We start from the raw sequence: 18,289 nt of genomic DNA, 5'->3' as shown, positions 1-18,289 counted from the left end.
ATAAAAAAAGGAGCTTATAAAAGCTCCTTTTTTTATTTTCAGGAATTAAGCCGACATTTTTGGTTTAACCATATTATTAATCGACAAGATATCATCAAGCACTTGTGCTGATAATAAGCCTTCGTTCTGAACGAGTGCTAATACACTTTGTCCAGTTTCGTTTGCAGTTTTAGCAATACGAGTTGTAGTTTCATAACCCAAATATGGGTTAAGTGCGGTCACAATACCAATTGAGTTTTCAACTAAAGCTTTACAGTGCTCAGGGTTCGCCGTAATCGTATCAATACATTTACTTTGGAACATTGCCATCGCGTTACCAAGCAAATCCATAGATTCAAATAGTTTGAATGCAATAAGTGGTTCCATTGCATTTAACTGTAATTGACCAGCTTCAGCAGCTAAAGTTACAGCCAAATCATTTGCAATAATCTGGAAGCAAGCAAGGTTCATCGCTTCAGGAATAACTGGGTTTACTTTACCCGGCATGATCGAACTACCCGGTTGACGTGCTTCTAAGTTAATTTCATTAATACCAGTACGTGGTCCACTTGAAAGTAAACGCAAGTCATTGGCAATTTTTGAAAGTTTAGTTGCGGTACGCTTTAATAAACCAGATAAAAGAACAAAGTCACCCATATCTGAAGTTGCTTCGATTAGATCAGGAGCAGACTTAATTTTCTTACCAGAAATTTTTCCAAGCGCTTGAATCGCAAGTTCACGGTAACTATATTCAGTGGTAATTCCTGTACCAATCGCGGTACCACCAAGGTTCATATAAGCTAGAACATTTGGAATAAGCGTATTAATTTGTTCAAGATCTTTTTGTAGAGTTACTGCAAAAGCACCAAACTCTTGACCTAATGTCATAGGCACAGCATCTTGTAACTGAGTACGACCCATTTTTAAGATGTGAGCAAACTCTTGAGATTTATTACGGAAACTTAAAATTAAGTTATTAAAAGGAAGATTTAGTTCATCTAAGCTTAATAACAAACCTAAGCGAATCGCAGTAGGGTACACGTCATTTGTTGACTGTGACATGTTAATGTCGTTATTTGGATGTAGATACTGATATTGACCTTTAGAATGTCCCATATATTCTAAAGCAACATTCGCCAATACTTCATTTGCATTCATATTGGTTGAAGTACCAGCACCACCTTGCATCATATCAATCGGGAACTGGTCGTGAAAATTACCGCGAATAAGTTGATTACAACTGTATTCAATCGCTTCAAATTTAGTTTGATCTAAGCTTTTAAGATTATAGTTCGCTTCAGCACAAGCAAGTTTTACCATTGCTAATGCTTTAATTAAATGAGGGAAATTTCCCACTTTGCTTTGTGTTAAGTTAAAGTTTTCTAGAGCACGTAATGTTTGAACTCCGTAATAATCATTATTATTGATTTCTCTATAACCAATAAGATCCTTCTCAATACGGGTGGTAATTTCAGCGTTCATCATTAAACTTCGAATTAGTAGAGTAGATAATTCATATTAGATTTCGAAATGCTTCACTTCTAATGCATTTATCAAGTTAATTATGCATTTTTTGCATATCAATTTTTTCCTTTTCTAAACCTAAAAATAGAAAAACTTTTTTCTTCACACATTCCATCTAAATTTTATTTTATAAATTAATAGTTTACTTTTTAGATAAATTAAAAATAAAAAGTTCTATGATGAACTAGATGAAGATGTAATTTGAAAAAGAGCTGCATGCAAAATTTTAGACTTATTAATTTAAGTGAAATATCAACTAATTTAATGAGGGTAATTAAAACGGAAGTGTAGCTTATCTAACAAATTTATATAAAAATGTGATGCATTTCACATAAAAAACACTATAATACGAAAAAATCTTAGTTTTTAAGTTTATGTTAAAAGTCACAGCCGCATTAATCATTTTGGGTAGTTTTACATACTATGTACTTTTTCATGGTGAAGAGAAAAGTGAGTCTAAAACTTCCCGTTTACTTAAAGACGCAGAGCAATCAATTGCTTCTGCCGAAAGTTCTGTAAACAAAGCCAATAGTATTGTACCAATATCTTATAAATAGCCACGGTTATTCAGCCTAACTATTTTATATTAACCATCAAAATATTGTTTTATCTAAATTTTCTTAAAATTTTGATAAAAGACTGTATGTATAGAGACAAAATTCATGAGAATGAAGTTTATCGCCTATGATCCCAATTCTGGGGAAAAAGTAAGCTTAAAAGAGCATATCCATCACATGGATAAATACACCACTTATATCTTTTTTAGTGATGAAAAAGATAATATGGTATTCAATCCGCAGAAAAAGCAAGTTTTTGAAATTACTCAATATACAGCAAATATGATGGTTGAAATTTCAAGAAAGCTATACTATCTGATTGGTGAATATTAAAAATTTATTTCAGGTCAATCTCGGATAGATACTTTAGTAGAATAGTCAGGTTTATTTACTTGAACTATACTGCAAATATATCTTCTGATTTGAACTAGTTGATTAGGTCAGAAAGCTTAAATCCTGAAATAATCAAATTAGCAAAATTTTAGTTTTACAGTCCGTATTCTTCCCCAAGGTACGGACTTTTTTTTATTAAAATTAAGACATGATAAAACGATGAGGGTATTTTTGGTTTTTATTAAAGCTTAAATGGTTATTTACTTGATTTATATCAACCTTACTTTTTGATTTAAAATAATTTTTAGAATAATAATTTTATATTTGTATGAGTTGTTGCGCTAAATGAAAGTCTTTTATTCTCTTACACTCTTTTCTATGTCAGAATTATTAAATACTTACTTTTATCGTTTGGCTTTGCCATCCTTCCATCGCATTTTTGCAGGTACTCCCATGTTTTATATTTTTCATTCATCTATTCAGCTATTTATTCAGCTTCCCAAGCAGACAAATTAAGGACATAACTATAAAAAGGGAATGCAAAAATGAACTTAGAAGTACGTTGGGTAGAAGACCTTTTGACACTTGAACGAGAGCGTTCTATTTCAAAGGCAGCCGAAAAACGATTTATTAGCCAATCTGCTTTTACGCGTAGAATTCAGCAAATAGAAGAGATGATTGGAGCTGAAGTTATTATTAGAAATAATAAAAATAATATTGAATTTACAGACATCGGTCGAATTATGTTGGTCATGTCTAAAAATATTGAGAAGCAGGTAGAAGAAACAGCCAAGCTGATTAAAAACATCAAAAATGAAACCGAATCTACGATTCGTTTCTGTGTGGTTCACTCATTAGCATCGGGTTTTTTAACGACTTTTTTAAAAAAATTCCCAACGTTTATGCGTGATTTAAAAATCGAAATAGTCGCAACGAACAGTGGTGAGGGCTTATCTCTTTTAAAAGAAGGTGCCTGCGATTTTATGATTTGTTATGCAGATCGATCTAATATTAATCGTGTTGGTGATGATATTTTAAGTGGAATCAAGATTGCTGAAACAGAGATTGTTCCTGTCTCAGCTACCGAAGCGGATCATACGCCTAAGCATACGATTCAGAATAATTTCTCATTGCTTGCTTATAGTAAACACGCTTATTTGCGAAAATTGGTAGATCAACTGATTGAAGGTAAATTGAATTATAAAACCTTATACGAGACTGATAATGCAACGAATTTGAAAGAACTTGTATTGCAAGGTCTAGGTGTGGCATGGATTCCAAAAATCAATGTTGAGGAAGATCTTGCTAACGGAAAACTGGTCATGTTGGATCATCATGAATATTGTCTTCCTCAGGATATTTATATTTTTAAAAATAATTTGAGTGATAACAAATCAGTCCAGCAGATCTGGAAAGGTTTTCAAATTCAGCATGATTAAATTTTAAAAAATTTATAACGATATGAGCTGTATTCACTAGATTTATATACAAAGTAACCAAATAAAGAGGCAATGCTTTTGTCTTTATGATGAAAGGCTTTATAAAGCATTGCCCATGGTCTAGATTCTTTGTTAATTTAGGCGATATATCAATAATCTAAAAACAGGTTTAGCATTCTTATCTAAGCTATACCTGTTTTCAGTCCTTTTTGAATGGATTATTTGATCCAGACGGAGACAATTTTGTTTGATCTAGATAGTAGATTACTAAATATTTTTTATCATATTTATCGGTTTAAAAGCGTTTCAATGGCTGCCGATGCTATTGGCCTTACACAACCGAGTGTTAGTAATGGACTGAACAAAATCCGTCAGCATTTTAATGATCCACTTTTTATTCGTGTTGGAAATGAAATGATTCCAACCGAATTGGCTAAAGAAATCTTTCCACTCATTAGTGAAGTGATTGATAAAGTTGAAAGTATTAATAACTTTAGTGTGAACTTTGATCCGCTAACTTCGGATCAGCTTTTTACAATTGCGATGACAGATGTGTCTCATCTGGTGTTATTACCGCAACTAACTAACTATTTAAAAGAGAAAGCACCTTTAATTCGCTTGAATATTCGGCCGATTACGCCAGAAACTAGCTATCAAATGGCAAATGGTGAAATTGACCTTGCTATTGGCTTTTTACCTCAATTAGAAGAAGGCTTTTATCAACAAAAGTTTTTTAAACAGCATTACGTAGTGATTAGCTCTAAGAGCCATCCTCGTTTAGACCCAAATAATTTTACTTTAGATGATTATATGCGTGAATATCATATTGATATTGATGCAGGAATCGGGCATTACCATATTAAAAATGAATTACAGAACAAAGGATTAGATAGAAACATTTTAATTCGATTACCAAGTTATCTTGGAGTGGGATTAGTCGTTCAAGAAACAGATGCAATCGCAACGGTGCCGTATTATTTAAGCCAAGTTTTATTGGTGAGAGAAAATTTACAGATTTTGCCAGCACCTTTAGACTTCCCAACTTATGATGTTAAACAACATTGGCATATGTCTTGCCATCATAAAAGTAGCCATAAATGGTTCCGACAAACCTGTTATGAACTTTTTAAAGTCTAAAAAAAGAAGGTGTAAGAAAAACTCTTACACCTTCTGTGTGGTTTGATTTTTTAGATTTCAATTGCGACAGCTGTAGCTTCACCACCACCAATACATAACGCGGCAACACCTTTCTTTTTACCTAGGCGTTTTAAAGCATAGATAAGAGAAAGAATAATTCTTGAGCCAGTTGCACCAATAGGATGACCTAAAGCACAAGCACCACCATGTACGTTGACTTTTGCTTCATCGATACCTAAATCATGAATTGGTGCCATTGCCACCATTGCAAAAGCTTCATTAATTTCCCAAGCATCTACTTCGTCAACAGACCAGCCAGCGCGCTCAAGCACTTTTTGAATTGCACTAATTGGAGCAATGGTAAATTCGCTTGGATGCTGTGAGTGAGTAGAAGTTGCAACAATTTTCGCCAAAGTATTTAAGCCATGGCTTTGAGCATATTCTTCAGTCGTAAGTACTAACGCAGCAGCACCATCAGAAATGGAGCTTGAGTTAGCAGCTGTAATTGTTCCGTCTTTACTAAAAGCTGGACGCAATGTTGGAATTTTCTCAAGATTAGCTTTTAATGGTTGCTCATCTTGATCGATAACTTCGACACCTTTACGTGTTTTGACTTCAACAGGAACAATCTCTTCTTTGAAGTAACCTTCGGTAATGGCAGTTTGCGCTTTTTTCAAAGAAGAAATCGCAAAGTTATCCATTTGCTCACGTGTAAAACCTTTGGTGTTTGCCATGTCTTGAGCAAAAGAACCCATTAAGCGGCCTGTTTCAGCATCTTCAAGACCATCTAAAAACATATGGTCTTTAATTTCACCGTGACCCATACGGTAACCACCGCGAGCTTTCGGCAGAATATACGGCGCATTAGTCATAGATTCCATGCCACCTGCAACAATAATATTGGCACTACCAGCTTTTAAGGTGTCTGAAGCCATTAACACCGCTTTCATAGCAGAACCACATAGTTTATTAATGGTGACCGCACCCACATGATCTGGTACACCAGCTTTACGCATCGCCTGACGAGCAGGACCTTGACCTATGCCTGCACTCAATACGCAACCAAAAATAACTTCATCTACTTGTTCAGGTGCAACACCTGCACGTTGAATAGATTCACGAATTACAGCCGCGCCAAGTTCTGGTGCAGTTAAAGCAGATAGGCTGCCTTGAAAACCGCCCATAGCAGTACGACTACCTGAAACTATAACAATTGAACTCATCTTAATATCTCTTATTGATGTATTTGTTAAAATTGCCTTTAGCCGAAACTAAAGACTCCAGTAAATTAAAAAGTGGGTGGGGTGTAGCTAAGCGTTCTTCCAAAGAACCACAATAAAAATAAAACTAATGGAAAATGCACAACGAGCTGAGTGACTGTAAAACCAATCACATCTTTTGCTTTTAGTTTTAAAATGCCTAACATTGGAAGCATAAAGAATGGATTGATTAAATTTGGTAAAGCTTCAGCTGCATTATAAATTTGTACAGACCAGCCCAAATGAACTTTTAAATCATTTGCTGCTTGCATGACATATGGTGCTTCGATAATCCATTTTCCACCGCCAGATGGTACGAAGAACCCAAGGATGGCAGAGTAAATTCCCATCACAATTGCAAAGGTTTCTTTTGATGCGATTGAAACGAAAAACTCGGCAACATAATGAGACAGCGATAAATCCTGACTGTTTAAAGCTTGCGTCATAATAAAGGCGATGCTTCCGTAAAGTGGAAACTGAATTAAAATTCCTGATACGGCTGGAACTGCTTTTGCAACGGCATTTAAGAAGTTTCGTGGTGTTCCATGCAATGCTAGACCAAGCATTAAGAACACAAAGTTGTATGTGTTTAAGCTTGAAATAGCAATGATTGGATTACTTTTTGAAAACTCAAAAAACATCCAAATTACACCTAAAGCCACTACAATAATCGTTAAAATAGGTGAGTTTTCTAACCAGTCACCCGGACGCGTTGATTTCTCCTCATGTGGTTTGTCTTCTTCAAATTGCACATCAAAACTATCAATCGTTTTAACATTATTGCCTTTTGGAGCTGAAAAATATGCAATCGCGATTGAAACAATCACTAAAATAATAGTCATCGCAATTGATTGCCAAAGGAAAATCGTTTCGGTAAATGGAATAACGCCAGTCAGATTGTAAATTGATTCAGGTAAACTACTTTTATTTGCCTGAAGCTGTGCTGCTGAAGAGCTAATTCCAAGTGCCCAAGTTGCACCCATACCAATAATGGCCGCTGCCGCAGCAGCACGGTAATCCATATTCAGCTCTTTACGTTTTGCTAATGCAATTACTAAAAGCGCTGTAAGAATTGTACTAACAGCCCAATTGACTAGTGAAATTAACAAACTAACCGTTGCTACCAAAACAATAGCACCACGTCCAGAATTTGGAATACGCGCCATTTTTTGAATCAGAAATTTTACGGGCTTAGAAACAGAAACGACATAACCTACAATAATGAGCATTGTCATTTGCAGGGTAAAGGGAATAAGACTCCAGAAACCATTCCCAAAAGAAGTTGCGACATCGTGAATTGGCGCACCAATACCAAAAGCAGCAACTGACACGATAATGACGCCGAGTAATGCAAAAATATATGAATCAGGAAACCATTTTTCAGACCAGTCACTAATCCGAAGAGCAAATCTTTCAAAAATTCCTTGCTGTTTTTCCATAGCTGAAAAATCCTTCTCATTCTTATTTATAGACAGCACATCCGGTGCTTAAAAGGGTTAAGACTCAAGCTCACTTTCTAACTTAAGTCTTTATTTCTTACTAAAAATTTAATTTTATGCGACTAAGGTTTTATAAAATTCGACGCCTGTAACAGCTTGAATCTGTTCAAGCGTGACATCTTTAGCAAGTTCAATCAGCTCTAAGCCTTGTGGAGTAATGTCCATTACACCTAGGTCAGTAATTACGCGATGAACCACACCTTTACCTGTTAAAGGCAAACTACAATTTTTCACAATTTTTGGCGTACCATCTTTTGCGCAGTGTTCCATAAGCACTACAACTTTTTGGACACCAACAACCAAGTCCATTGCGCCGCCCATACCTTTAACTTTCTTACCTGGAATCATCCAGTTAGCCAAGTCACCATTTTCAGAAACTTCCATTGCACCTAAAATGGCAATGTTGACATGGCCACCACGGATCATGGCAAAAGATTCTGAGCTTGAGAAAAAAGCAGCACCAGGGCGAGCAGTAACTGTTTGTTTACCAGCATTAATCAAATCAGCATCTACAGTTTCTTCAGTTGGAAACTCGCCAATACCTAATAAACCGTTTTCAGATTGAAGCCAAACATTAATATTTTCAGGGATATAGTTGGCAACTAGAGTAGGTAAGCCAATACCTAAATTGACATAAAAACCGTCTTCAAGTTCTTTTGCAGCACGTTGTGCCATTTCATTACGTGACCAAGCCATTTTATACTGCCTCCGTGCTTAAAGTTTTATGCTCAATGCGTTTTTCAGGTGATGCATTCAGTACAATACGGTTTACATAAATTCCCGCTAAATGGATTTCATCCGGATCCAATTCACCAATTTCAACAACCTGTTCAACTTCTGCGATTGTAATTTTTCCAGCCATCGCACATTCAGGATTAAAATTTTGAGCAGTTTTACGAAATACTAAATTACCCGCTTTATCTGCTTTATAGGCCTTAACAAGAGCAACATCTGCTGTTAAAGATTCTTCTAAGATGTAGTTTTTGCCATGAAAAGTACGTTCTTCTTTACCTTCGGCAATGAGTGTACCTACACCAGTTTGAGTATAAAACGCGGGAATTCCAGCACCACCAGCGCGTAACTTTTCAGCTAAAGTGCCTTGTGGTGTAAGTTCTACATCAAGTTCACCATTTAAATATTGGCGCTCAAATTCTTTGTTTTCACCAACATAAGAAGAAATCATTTTTTTGATCTGTTTGGTTTGAAGCAAAATACCTAAACCAAAATCATCTACGCCTGCATTATTCGAAATACAAGTAAGACCAGTCACACCACTTTGTTTAACTGCAACAATCAGTTTTTCAGGAATTCCGCATAAACCAAAACCGCCAACGGCAAGTGTTTGATTATCTGCAATAACGTCTTTCAGTGCTACCTCTGCATTGGCATAAACTTTATTCATTCTATTGTTATCCTATATCCCTTAGTAATCTTAGTTTTAGCATCTCAATTCGTGTTATAGAAGTTAATTTTTTTAAAGGATTAATAAGTATAATCAATGAATACTATCAAGTTACCTACAAAAGATCAGACGAACATAAAGCAAAATACTTTAAAAAATCATCTCATAGCATTGAAAATTATAATAATTAATAAATTTAGCTTAAGCATCTGCTTAGCTCATCCTAAAATGCAGTATTTAATTTTTTAAAATTTATATTGAACTAAAGCCTCAATAAATTGAGTCGAAATATTTGAAATTTCAAAGTTCTTTTTATAAACAATTCCTACAGTCTTATGAATAGATTCATCCTTTAATTCAATCAATACGTTATGTTCTTTATCAATGTGTTTAGCAAAGTGCCTTGGAATCGCACTTACTCCAATTCCATAAGCTACAAAACTTGAAAGTGATGAAATTTGATGACATTCAACTTTTAAATCGAGCGTTATATTATTTCGCAAACAATTTTGCTCAACTAAATATCGAACAATTGAAGGTTTCTGTAAGGTCACAAATGGGTTTGAACAGAGCTCATGCCATGTAATAGAAGACGATTGAGCAAGTGGATGAGTCTTAGGTAATAAAGCTAAGAAATCTTCTTCAAACAGAGGCTTGAATTCTAAGCCCTCGGTGAGATCAGGTTCAAAGCAGATGCCAAGTTCAAAAATACCGTCTTGTACTTTTTCTATAATGGTCTCATTTGGAATATCTTGAATTGAAAAGTTCAGGTTGGGATGAAGTTCTAAAAATTGATGAATCACCTCAGGTAAAATTGCATGAGTCACAAAGGGCATTGAGGCGATACTTAAGGTTCCACGATTGAGCTTAAAACGTTGTTTGACATCGTTCTCCATTTCATCCCAATTCGCGAGTAATTTTTTAGCATAGGGAATCAGGGATTTACCTTCTTGAGTAAGCTCAACGCGACGTGTGTTACGGTTAAACAATTTACCGCCTAACTCTTCTTCTAAACTCTTAATGGTGAGACTTAAAGCAGACTGGCTTAGATGTAGCTCTAAAGATGCATTGGCATAGTTGAGTGTACGCGCAAGTGCTAAAAAAGCTTTTAATTGTTTAAGCGTCATTTCATTCCTTTAGATTGCTCAGCTCACCTAGAAGGGTAATTTATACGAAAATTTATCTAATATGATGTTTTTTGACAAAAAATTATGAAAAAGAAAGTAGAGAACAGTGTGCTGAACTACTTTAGTAAATTTTCCCAACAGAATTCATCCGTGTTGTTTGCAAAATATAGAGCCATTCCAACCACATGGAAAAATAAATAACCTAGCCAAATTGCTTGAGGAGCAACTTTTAAGCCTTCTAATAAAATTATGGTTGAATAAATTGCTACTAAAAAAGTGAATAAGATGATGTATGTAATACTCGCTACAAACTTATATTTTGGTGCTAATTGAGGAACTTTATAACCAATCAAAATTTGCATACCGCAATTTATGATCAGTGCAATTATAGCTACAATTATTTGTGGTGCATTTAAAAATTCTAAAGAAAGCTGTTCGATGATGAAAATGATTTGCCACAGTACAAACATTCCCAAAGGGTACAACATAAATTTAAGCCACATAGTTTTTTCATTTTCTTATCAATATTTTATAAAAGTATTCTATTGAATAACAAAGATTAAATAAATTCTATTTTTCAAAAAAACTATATCTCAATATAAAGCTGGTCTTAATTCAATTAAAATATTTGTGAATTTTAAATTCATTAAAACTTAATTTAAAAGATAAATGAGATTATGTAAGGGTAAAATTAATGAATAAAACTATTCTTGGTTTAGTGCTGGCTCCACTCATATTAAGTGGCTGTGTGAAAAAAGCTGAAGAAAAACCTGTAGAAAAAACAGAAAATGCTTCAACTATAAAAACGACTGAACAACCCCAAACAAAAGAAAATCAAATTCCTGCAATAATAGCGCACAGTTTTCTCGTGAAGTTTGAACAACCCAAAATTTGTGGGTCTAATCCAGATGTCGAGGGTATAGTATGTACTTCTAAAGAAGCCATTGCACTTAAAAGTAATATTGACTGGATTGATCAAGTAATCGATAAGGAAATCCGTAAAAATTATGCAGATGCTCTTACTCCTGCATCAGAACAGCAAAAGCAGTTAAATCAAACACAAGCTGAGGGGCTTAATAACTGGTCAGATAGTGTGGTTTATCGCTTTAATGGACAGTTTGGTCAATATGTTCAAATTTCGAAAGTTAGCTCAGAATATTCTGGCGGAGCACATGGTATATCAACTTTTGAAGATTATATTTTTGACTTAAAAAGTAAAAAGCGCATTGGATTAAAAGATATTGTAGTCAATGGAAAAATGAATGCGCTTAAAGATGCTTTATGGAAACAGTACGAATATTGGTGCCAAGAAAATGATATGGAACCTTCTATTAGCAAAGAAGACTTTAAAGTAAGTGATAATTTCTATATCAATCAATCGGGTGGAGTGACCTTTGATTTTCAGCTTTACGAATTGGCTCCATATGCTGCAGGTCCTGTGAGTTTAGAGCTATACGATACAGATCAACTGATAAAATCAGATTTTTTACCGCCAATGCCTACTTTAAAAACTGAAATGTAAGATTAACAAATTACTTAAACCACCTTCGGGTGGTTTTTTAATGCATGAGATGTTAAATTCCATCTCTAACAATATTGGGTAATATCATGAAAAAGATATTTTTTTTAGGATTAGTTCTAAGCTTAACTGGGTGTTCAACAGCTCCAGTTGTTTCAAATATTGCAAAATCAGTACCTAATGAAAGAATTTACAATCAAAAGTATTTAAAGAAACAGACCCCTGAACAAGCAAAAGTTACTTTTTTAAGAGATAAAGGTTTTTTAGGTTCTGGTTGTACTCATGATATTTATGTTAATAATGAAAAGGTATTTTCAATTCGCTCAAATGAAATCGCTACAATTTATCTTGAGCCTACATATTATATTTTTAGATTAGAAACAGGTGCAGGAATGTGTCCGAATATTGCAACTTCTCAAGAAACGGAAGTCAAACCTGGGGCGGAGATCGAATATCGAATCTTACTTCCATCTGACTTTAACTTAAGACTAACTCGAATGAAGTAAGAGATTAAAAATTTCTACGCCAATGAGTTGATTAAAATTAATATTCATTAAGTTTTGATTAAACCCACTCATTGTTAAGTGGGTTTTTTCTTAATTGAATTAAGAATCATTAACTGCTTTAAAATTATTATTTATGCAATTGAAGCCGTTTTTAGAAGCATTACCCCCTAATATAAGAAATTTTAGACCTAATTTGTCATTGCATTAATAGAATTATTTTCATTTATCTAAGCTTACCAATGTTAGGAATAATAAATCTTTGAAGTAAAGTGAAAATACGATTTATCTAGCAACAGTTAAAACTTTTAGTTCGCTAGTTATATTGGTCATACTTTAGTCTTGGTTTTAGAATTAAGGCTAACACTGCACAGACTATAAGAACAAGGCCCAATTGTTGTACTAATCCAGCAAGTCCGAGCATACAACCCAACAGTAAATAATACGTTAAGCCGAATAACGCACCAGCTTTTCCTGCTTGTTCTCGATAATGACACAATGCCCGACTAAGTATGTTTGGGATGGCAATACCATATGCAAGAACGACGCCAGCCATCGGGATCAATATCCACACAGTTGTTTGTAATATCCAGGCAATCACACTTGATAACATCACTATGTAACACGCATATCTTACCAATACTTCTGGTTTAATATTTGAAGCAAGTAGTTTTCGATTTAGTAGACTACCCATAAGAGAAGAGATTGCTAATAATAATCCTGTCCAGCCAAATGTTTCTGAACTCCAGCCAAGTTGTTTAAAAAGAAATGGGGCAAGGCTGTAATAACTGAAAATCATTGTATTAAACAAGGCAATTAGCATGGCATTTTGCCAAAGCGAATTATCAAGGAACATACGGCCAGCTAATGTTCCTATGCGAGTGTGAGTTATTGGGTGAGACTGAGTTTCAGGAAGAAAAGCAGCACTTAGTATTAACAATAGTATGGCAAGTAAAAATAAGGCAATAAATACGCCCATATAACCCCAATGACTTACTAACCAGCCTCCACTTACTAAACCAAAAACAGGGCTTATAGCTAGGGCGGCTCCCATAAGAGTAAATACACTCGCTAGTTTTGTCGATTTATAACTATCCCGAAGCATGGTTTGTACTACAACAGATCCAGCGGCAGCGCCAAAAGCTGAAATCATACGGGCGAATAATAAAATTTTGAAATTTACTGTTGTAATAGCTAATAGTGTCCCAGCCCCATAACAGATAAGTCCTAACATCATTGCATAGCGGCGACCAATTTGGTCACTTAACCATCCCCATAACCCTACACCTATAGCAAAAGCGATGAAATAAACTGAAAGCGTCTGAGCTGCTTGTTTACTAGTAACTGCAAATGAGTGGGAAATGTAAGTTAGTGCCGGGCTGTATATGGTTTCAACTAGTTGAGGGAACATAATCAGAAGTGTTAAAAGCCACAAGGGTGGACGATGTATGGCATTCATAAAATGTCTTAATAAATGAATATTAAAGGTTATTATTCTTGAAAGATGAAAGTCTGATTATCATAATAAGGACTGAATATATTAATTATTGGACAAATTTTGAAAATTGCATCAGATAGTATTTTTGATCCAGATATTTTCGCTGATCCAGTGATTGGTATTGCATCAGATATAGGAAAACATGATTCTGGTAAGCATTGTCATCTTCGTCATCAGTTACTGTTTTCGGCTGCTGGTAGTATCACAATAGAAATAGGTAAAATGACTTTTTTACTTCCACCACGACGTGCTGCATGGATTCCTGCAGGCACAATTCATCGAGCGATCATGCGTGGTGTAATGGCTTACCGCTCACTGTATTTTTTACCAACATCAAATTTATCTCAGTTGCCAGTACAGATTGTTGAAGTCAATCCATTATTTTTTGAAGTAATTGAAAGAATGGCATTTTGGCCATGGGGAATGCAGGCTGAACAACAAGCAAGTTTAATAACTGTTTTTTGTGAAGAGATATGTGCTGCACGAAGTGAAAATTGGCAATTAATGTATCCATCAGATGCCCGTCTAGAATCTTGGTTAGAGCACGTCCGTATGGGAGAACTACCTCCACGTTTAGGTCAGCTGGCTCAGATAGTAGGTGCTTGCGAACGTACTATTAGCCGAATATTTATTCGTGATACAGGAATGAACTATCAGAACTGGAGACAACAATGGAGATTATTAAGAGCAATAGAAATGCTATCTGAAGGTATACAAATAAGTGAGGTGGCACAACAACTGGAGTTTATCAGTGATAGTGCATTTATCGTTTTTTTCCGTCAACATACAGGTACTACTCCAGTCCGTTATCTACAGAATATTTTTAGAGAAAGTTTGTATAAATAAAATTTTCTCTATCGGTAATATTAGAGTTAATCTAAAAACAAGTAGCAAAAAGACTCTCTTTTAGTACTTTAATTTAATCCATGTTCTTCATAAAAATTGATCTTATTAAAACTATTGAAAACAGGAAAGTGTTTAGAAAATTTAAAGTACCTTCTGGATTTTTTATTCAAGTTAATTTATTACTTTTATGTTAAAAAGCAGTTTCTCATATAGAATTTCTACTAAAATCCCTGTTTTTTACTGATTGTATTATGGTTATTTATGGGAAATTTAAGAATTTTAGGTGAATCTCTTGAAAATGCGGAAATATTAAAAGACGTTCAATATCATATTAAAGATAGGAGATTACCTATCTCTTTAAAAGATGATTTAAACAAACAAGTTATTGAGATTCAAAAATATTTTGGTGAGGATGACTTCGAGAAACTCGAAGTTAAGAAAAACAAAATTAACATCTGGACAGGAATTCTTGCAGTTCCTATCTTAATTTATTGTATTGCCTTGTTCTTAAGTCGATATGTACATAATTTTGGAATTAATATTGATGTAGATATGATGAATCATATGTTATTTGAAAATATATTGAAGTACATATGGGCGATTATTCTTTATGCAGCAGTATTTTTTGGATTAATTTTTTACTTTTATTTAATGAATAATCAAAGTAAAAAATTAATTGAAAAGAATGTTGAGAAGCTTCTGAGTAAATAAATTTTAGAACATTTAAGCCTCGCATTGGCGAGGTTTTTTTGTCGGCATATTTAAACATTCTATGGGTAATTTTTTTTAAAATTTCTTCTAAAAGAAATAGTAATAATCATTTTTAAAACTCAGAAAATAAATTATGTACGATTGACGTGATGCTAGTGATAAGAGGATCCTTAAAAATATTTAGGTATAAATTAGCAAGAAAATAATTAATGTTTAAAAATGAATTATTTCAAGTATAAAAGAACCTATTACTTTATAAAAATGAGTTATTAAAAATGTCTCCTATCAAAGTACTTTTTGTTGCTGGATTTGGACCAATTACAAGAGTTAATGAAGAGAGTAAAGCACTCTATCAAGACACATTAAACCTTCCAATAAAAGCGATGGAAGGTAATGAATCTTATATGAGTACAGAAGATGGCGAGCTGGGCGGTGTAAAACACTTTGCACTGTGGCCATTACATCAAGCAGCAGAGTCCTGCTTTGGTCGAAAAGAATGGCCTGAAGAGTTTACTGTTCCTCAAAGTTGGATTGAGTTTGAAGTTGAAGATATTAATCAAGCTTCAGCTCATATGATTTTTAAAGGATATCAACTACTGGTAAATAATCGTTTAGAGCCATGGGGGCAGTCAGTTACTCGCTTTTTAAGTCCTGAAGGAGTACTCACTGGGTTAACAGTTACGCCATGGCTACGTACCGCAAATGAATAAATTAGTAATTTTATCTAAAACATATGAGAAAAAATGTTTACTCAGGAATACCGTAGTTTGGTTTTCTTTGTCAAAATCTTGATAATCTTAAAGACCTGATTATTCAGTCTTATTTTTTGATGAACGGTCGCATTGTCAAGTTGATCCCATAGTTCAAATGGGAAAAACTCTGAACTATGATCAAATACCCATAACCATTGGTAACTATGAGTCAGCGTATTACTATCAAAACGAACATCTTGAACTTTGACAATCTTAAATTGTTTATGATGTTCGTCTTGAAGAGTGATTTCATGGTTCTCCATTAGACATCCACAAATTAAAGACAGTTTTAATTTTACTAAAATTAAAAGTATCTGTTTAGTTGATTAAGTTGGCATTCATTTACAAAAGATTTCTGCTTGTTAAAGTTTGTCATTTTCAAAATGATAATAATCTTTACTTTTGAAATACAAGGTTTTAAGTAGGCCGCATTGTAAGGATAGTATGTAAGTGTCAGAATGCACCATTGACATTTATCTTCGAGTTATCGCTATGAGTTTAATAGGCTTTATGTATGCAAGTAAAACCAATAGTGAACATAGTCAAATAAAACAAGATTTAATTGATATTCTTACAGAAGCTGTCAAATTTAATTCTAAAAATGACATTACTGGTGTGCTTTACTATGGTAATGGGTACTTCTTACAATACTTAGAAGGAGAGAAAGAACAAGTTGAGGCGCTGTTCTATAAATCAATTTTGAAAGATTCAAGACATCAAAACTGCGAAATCATCTTTTTGGAACCGTCTGAACAACGGTTATTTAAACATTGGAGTATGAAATTTGCTCCTATCAATACAAAAATAAAAGATTTCTTTTTTCATCATCATGTTGATGACTTTAATCCATATTTGCTTAACACTACATCAATTCCATCTTTTATTGAATTACTTGTAGATCAACCCAATTTGAAAGCGGATCAATATCAAGTTTAACCAATATTATAATTTTTGATTAGATATAACTTGAACAGGAAAATAGTAAAGGGCGATTATATTACAGCTTCTAAAAAAGCCCAGCATGATCAGGGCTTTTAAATTTTTATCAAATATAAATATGACAACTTAATGTTTATGGATGACTACTAACTAGTGATTTTTCAAACGCCATTTCCGCATCTTTTACAATACTAGAAAGTTTTTCTGGTTGAATAAATGCATTGGTTTGTCCAGCATCTTTACGCGCCTTATTGCCCAAGACATCTGCAACTTCTGGATGGCTAATAAGCACAATATCTGCCTTCATATTTTTCAAACGCTCAAAACTCTTACGATAATCTGCAACAATATTTGGATACTGATGATTATTTTGTAAAACATTGCCAGCTACAGAGAGACTGCAAGGGAAAACAACAGTTAGGTTCTTACCGTTAGATTTAATTTCAGTTGACCAAGTTGTACAACCCGGAGTATGGCCCGGGGTAAGAGTAGCTTTAAGTTTTAATTTTCCTAGTTTAACTACTTCTCCATCGTGAATGACTTTATCAACTTTAACTGGAGTAAAAGGAATAGTTTGGAAGGTGTTTTCACCTATAGGTTTTCCTATTTCTAAAGCCTTAACATCCTGCTGCATTGCAATTAATTTAGCACCAGTATCTTGTTTAATGCGTGCAAGTGCACCTACATGGTCCCAATGAGCATGGCTCGTAACCATAATTTTTACATCTGATAGCTTAAAACCTAATTGTTTAATGTTCTGCTCTATTTTCTCTGTATTTTCTGGAAGGCCCGTATCTATCAATAGGGCTTGGTGACCAGAAGCTAACAAATAAGCTGCAAGACCATGAGTACCTACATAGTATATATTTTCAGTAATTTGAAATGGCTGAGTATTTTGAGTCCAGTCATCGGGTAACTTTAATGGTGCAGCTGAGGTAGATAAAGAAGTCAACAATATACTTCCTATAAACAACATCTTTTTCTTCATCTTTATTGGACTCGTAGGTTGATCGCAGTAATTAAAGTTTTATATTTTAACGCCTTTGTCATAATTAGACCCTAATCTATTCAATAAAAACCTGATTATTCGTATAAAAAATTTCTGCTTAATTGTTAATGTAAAGGATGGAATGTATTTAGTAATGAGAAGTTAACCTTCTTAATATTTATTAATTTAATGATGTAATTAAACTAATTTAAAAAATATATTATTTAATTATCTTTATTAAATAATATAGAGATATTAATTTAATTTACTCAATAAT

The 18,289-nt window shown here is 34.0% G+C and carries 20 protein-coding genes; 10 read left to right on the top strand and 10 right to left on the bottom strand.

The genetic code is table 11. The features are described 5' to 3' along the window. Nucleotides 1-45 precede the first annotated feature (45 nt). Nucleotides 46-1,464, bottom strand: coding sequence for an aspartate ammonia-lyase (locus tag AOLE_RS10185; RefSeq protein ID WP_004792497.1), 1,419 nt, complete (start codon nucleotides 1,462-1,464; stop codon nucleotides 46-48). A 413-nt stretch (nucleotides 1,465-1,877) separates the two neighbouring features. Between AOLE_RS10185 and AOLE_RS10180 the strand changes: the two genes are divergently transcribed. From AOLE_RS10180 to AOLE_RS10165, 4 genes are all read left to right on the top strand, one after another. Next, nucleotides 1,878-2,060, top strand: a complete 183-nt coding sequence (locus tag AOLE_RS10180) for a hypothetical protein (protein ID WP_005305057.1) — start codon at nucleotides 1,878-1,880, stop codon at nucleotides 2,058-2,060. Nucleotides 2,061-2,171: 111 nt separating this feature from the next. After that, nucleotides 2,172-2,393 (top strand): hypothetical protein, encoded by a 222-nt coding sequence (locus tag AOLE_RS10175; protein WP_080645707.1) that lies wholly within the window; start codon nucleotides 2,172-2,174, stop codon nucleotides 2,391-2,393. A gap of 545 nt (nucleotides 2,394-2,938) precedes the next feature. Next, nucleotides 2,939-3,832, top strand: coding sequence for a LysR substrate-binding domain-containing protein (locus tag AOLE_RS10170; protein WP_005305060.1), 894 nt, complete (start codon nucleotides 2,939-2,941; stop codon nucleotides 3,830-3,832). Nucleotides 3,833-4,075: 243 nt separating this feature from the next. Next, nucleotides 4,076-4,969, top strand: a complete 894-nt coding sequence (locus AOLE_RS10165; RefSeq protein ID WP_003651675.1) for a LysR family transcriptional regulator — start codon at nucleotides 4,076-4,078, stop codon at nucleotides 4,967-4,969. A gap of 50 nt (nucleotides 4,970-5,019) precedes the next feature. Here AOLE_RS10165 and AOLE_RS10160 read toward each other — a convergent pair whose 3' ends face one another. From AOLE_RS10160 to AOLE_RS20595, 6 genes are all read right to left on the bottom strand, one after another. Further along, on the bottom strand, nucleotides 5,020-6,192 hold the full coding sequence (locus AOLE_RS10160; protein WP_013197977.1) for a thiolase family protein: 1,173 nt from the start codon (nucleotides 6,190-6,192) through the stop codon (nucleotides 5,020-5,022). Between the two features lie 65 nt (nucleotides 6,193-6,257). Further along, a complete protein-coding gene (locus tag AOLE_RS10155; RefSeq protein ID WP_013197976.1) occupies nucleotides 6,258-7,667 on the bottom strand; it encodes a short-chain fatty acid transporter in 1,410 nt (469 codons plus the stop codon). Between the two features lie 114 nt (nucleotides 7,668-7,781). Further along, the gene (locus AOLE_RS10150; RefSeq protein WP_005305067.1) at nucleotides 7,782-8,423 is read right to left on the bottom strand and encodes a CoA transferase subunit B; all 642 of its coding nucleotides are present in this window, start codon (nucleotides 8,421-8,423) and stop codon (nucleotides 7,782-7,784) included. A 1-nt stretch (nucleotide 8,424) separates the two neighbouring features. Continuing rightward, on the bottom strand, nucleotides 8,425-9,129 hold the full coding sequence (locus tag AOLE_RS10145; RefSeq protein WP_013197975.1) for a CoA transferase subunit A: 705 nt from the start codon (nucleotides 9,127-9,129) through the stop codon (nucleotides 8,425-8,427). 245 nt (nucleotides 9,130-9,374) lie between these two features. Next, nucleotides 9,375-10,256 (bottom strand): LysR family transcriptional regulator, encoded by an 882-nt coding sequence (locus tag AOLE_RS10140; RefSeq protein ID WP_005305071.1) that lies wholly within the window; start codon nucleotides 10,254-10,256, stop codon nucleotides 9,375-9,377. 116 nt (nucleotides 10,257-10,372) lie between these two features. Next, entirely contained in the window at nucleotides 10,373-10,759 is a 387-nt protein-coding gene (locus tag AOLE_RS20595) for a hypothetical protein (protein WP_013197973.1), read from the bottom strand. Nucleotides 10,760-10,950: 191 nt separating this feature from the next. On the opposite strand from AOLE_RS20595, the gene AOLE_RS10130 reads away from it, so the two are divergent. Then, complete coding sequence (locus tag AOLE_RS10130) at nucleotides 10,951-11,778, top strand: RsiV family protein (protein WP_013197972.1); 828 nt, start codon at nucleotides 10,951-10,953, stop codon at nucleotides 11,776-11,778. A gap of 86 nt (nucleotides 11,779-11,864) precedes the next feature. Further along, on the top strand, nucleotides 11,865-12,281 hold the full coding sequence (locus AOLE_RS10125) for a hypothetical protein (protein ID WP_013197971.1): 417 nt from the start codon (nucleotides 11,865-11,867) through the stop codon (nucleotides 12,279-12,281). A 313-nt stretch (nucleotides 12,282-12,594) separates the two neighbouring features. Here AOLE_RS10125 and AOLE_RS10120 read toward each other — a convergent pair whose 3' ends face one another. Continuing rightward, complete coding sequence (locus tag AOLE_RS10120; RefSeq protein ID WP_013197970.1) at nucleotides 12,595-13,737, bottom strand: multidrug effflux MFS transporter; 1,143 nt, start codon at nucleotides 13,735-13,737, stop codon at nucleotides 12,595-12,597. Nucleotides 13,738-13,836: 99 nt separating this feature from the next. Here AOLE_RS10120 and AOLE_RS10115 point away from each other — a divergent pair, with 99 nt between their 5' ends. The 3 genes from AOLE_RS10115 (at nucleotide 13,837) to AOLE_RS10105 (ending at nucleotide 16,043) form a co-directional block, all read left to right on the top strand. Further along, on the top strand, nucleotides 13,837-14,622 hold the full coding sequence (locus AOLE_RS10115) for an AraC family transcriptional regulator (protein ID WP_013197969.1): 786 nt from the start codon (nucleotides 13,837-13,839) through the stop codon (nucleotides 14,620-14,622). 261 nt (nucleotides 14,623-14,883) lie between these two features. Then, entirely contained in the window at nucleotides 14,884-15,333 is a 450-nt protein-coding gene (locus AOLE_RS10110) for a DUF6097 family protein (protein ID WP_013197968.1), read from the top strand. A gap of 275 nt (nucleotides 15,334-15,608) precedes the next feature. After that, the gene (locus AOLE_RS10105; protein ID WP_013197967.1) at nucleotides 15,609-16,043 is read left to right on the top strand and encodes a VOC family protein; all 435 of its coding nucleotides are present in this window, start codon (nucleotides 15,609-15,611) and stop codon (nucleotides 16,041-16,043) included. A gap of 41 nt (nucleotides 16,044-16,084) precedes the next feature. Here AOLE_RS10105 and AOLE_RS10100 read toward each other — a convergent pair whose 3' ends face one another. Further along, nucleotides 16,085-16,348, bottom strand: coding sequence for a hypothetical protein (locus AOLE_RS10100; RefSeq protein WP_013197966.1), 264 nt, complete (start codon nucleotides 16,346-16,348; stop codon nucleotides 16,085-16,087). 229 nt (nucleotides 16,349-16,577) lie between these two features. Between AOLE_RS10100 and AOLE_RS10095 the strand changes: the two genes are divergently transcribed. Next, a complete protein-coding gene (locus AOLE_RS10095; protein WP_023274242.1) occupies nucleotides 16,578-17,021 on the top strand; it encodes a BLUF domain-containing protein in 444 nt (147 codons plus the stop codon). Between the two features lie 136 nt (nucleotides 17,022-17,157). Here AOLE_RS10095 and bla read toward each other — a convergent pair whose 3' ends face one another. Beyond that, on the bottom strand, nucleotides 17,158-18,012 hold the full coding sequence (bla, locus tag AOLE_RS10090; protein ID WP_023274241.1) for a putative subclass B3 metallo-beta-lactamase: 855 nt from the start codon (nucleotides 18,010-18,012) through the stop codon (nucleotides 17,158-17,160). Between the last annotated feature and the right edge of the window lie 277 nt (nucleotides 18,013-18,289).

Origin of the sequence: Acinetobacter oleivorans DR1 (assembly GCF_000196795.1) — a bacterium.
In the GTDB taxonomy this organism is placed as follows: Bacteria; Pseudomonadota; Gammaproteobacteria; order Pseudomonadales; family Moraxellaceae; genus Acinetobacter; species Acinetobacter oleivorans.
This window is presented reverse-complemented; position numbering and strand designations above follow the sequence as displayed.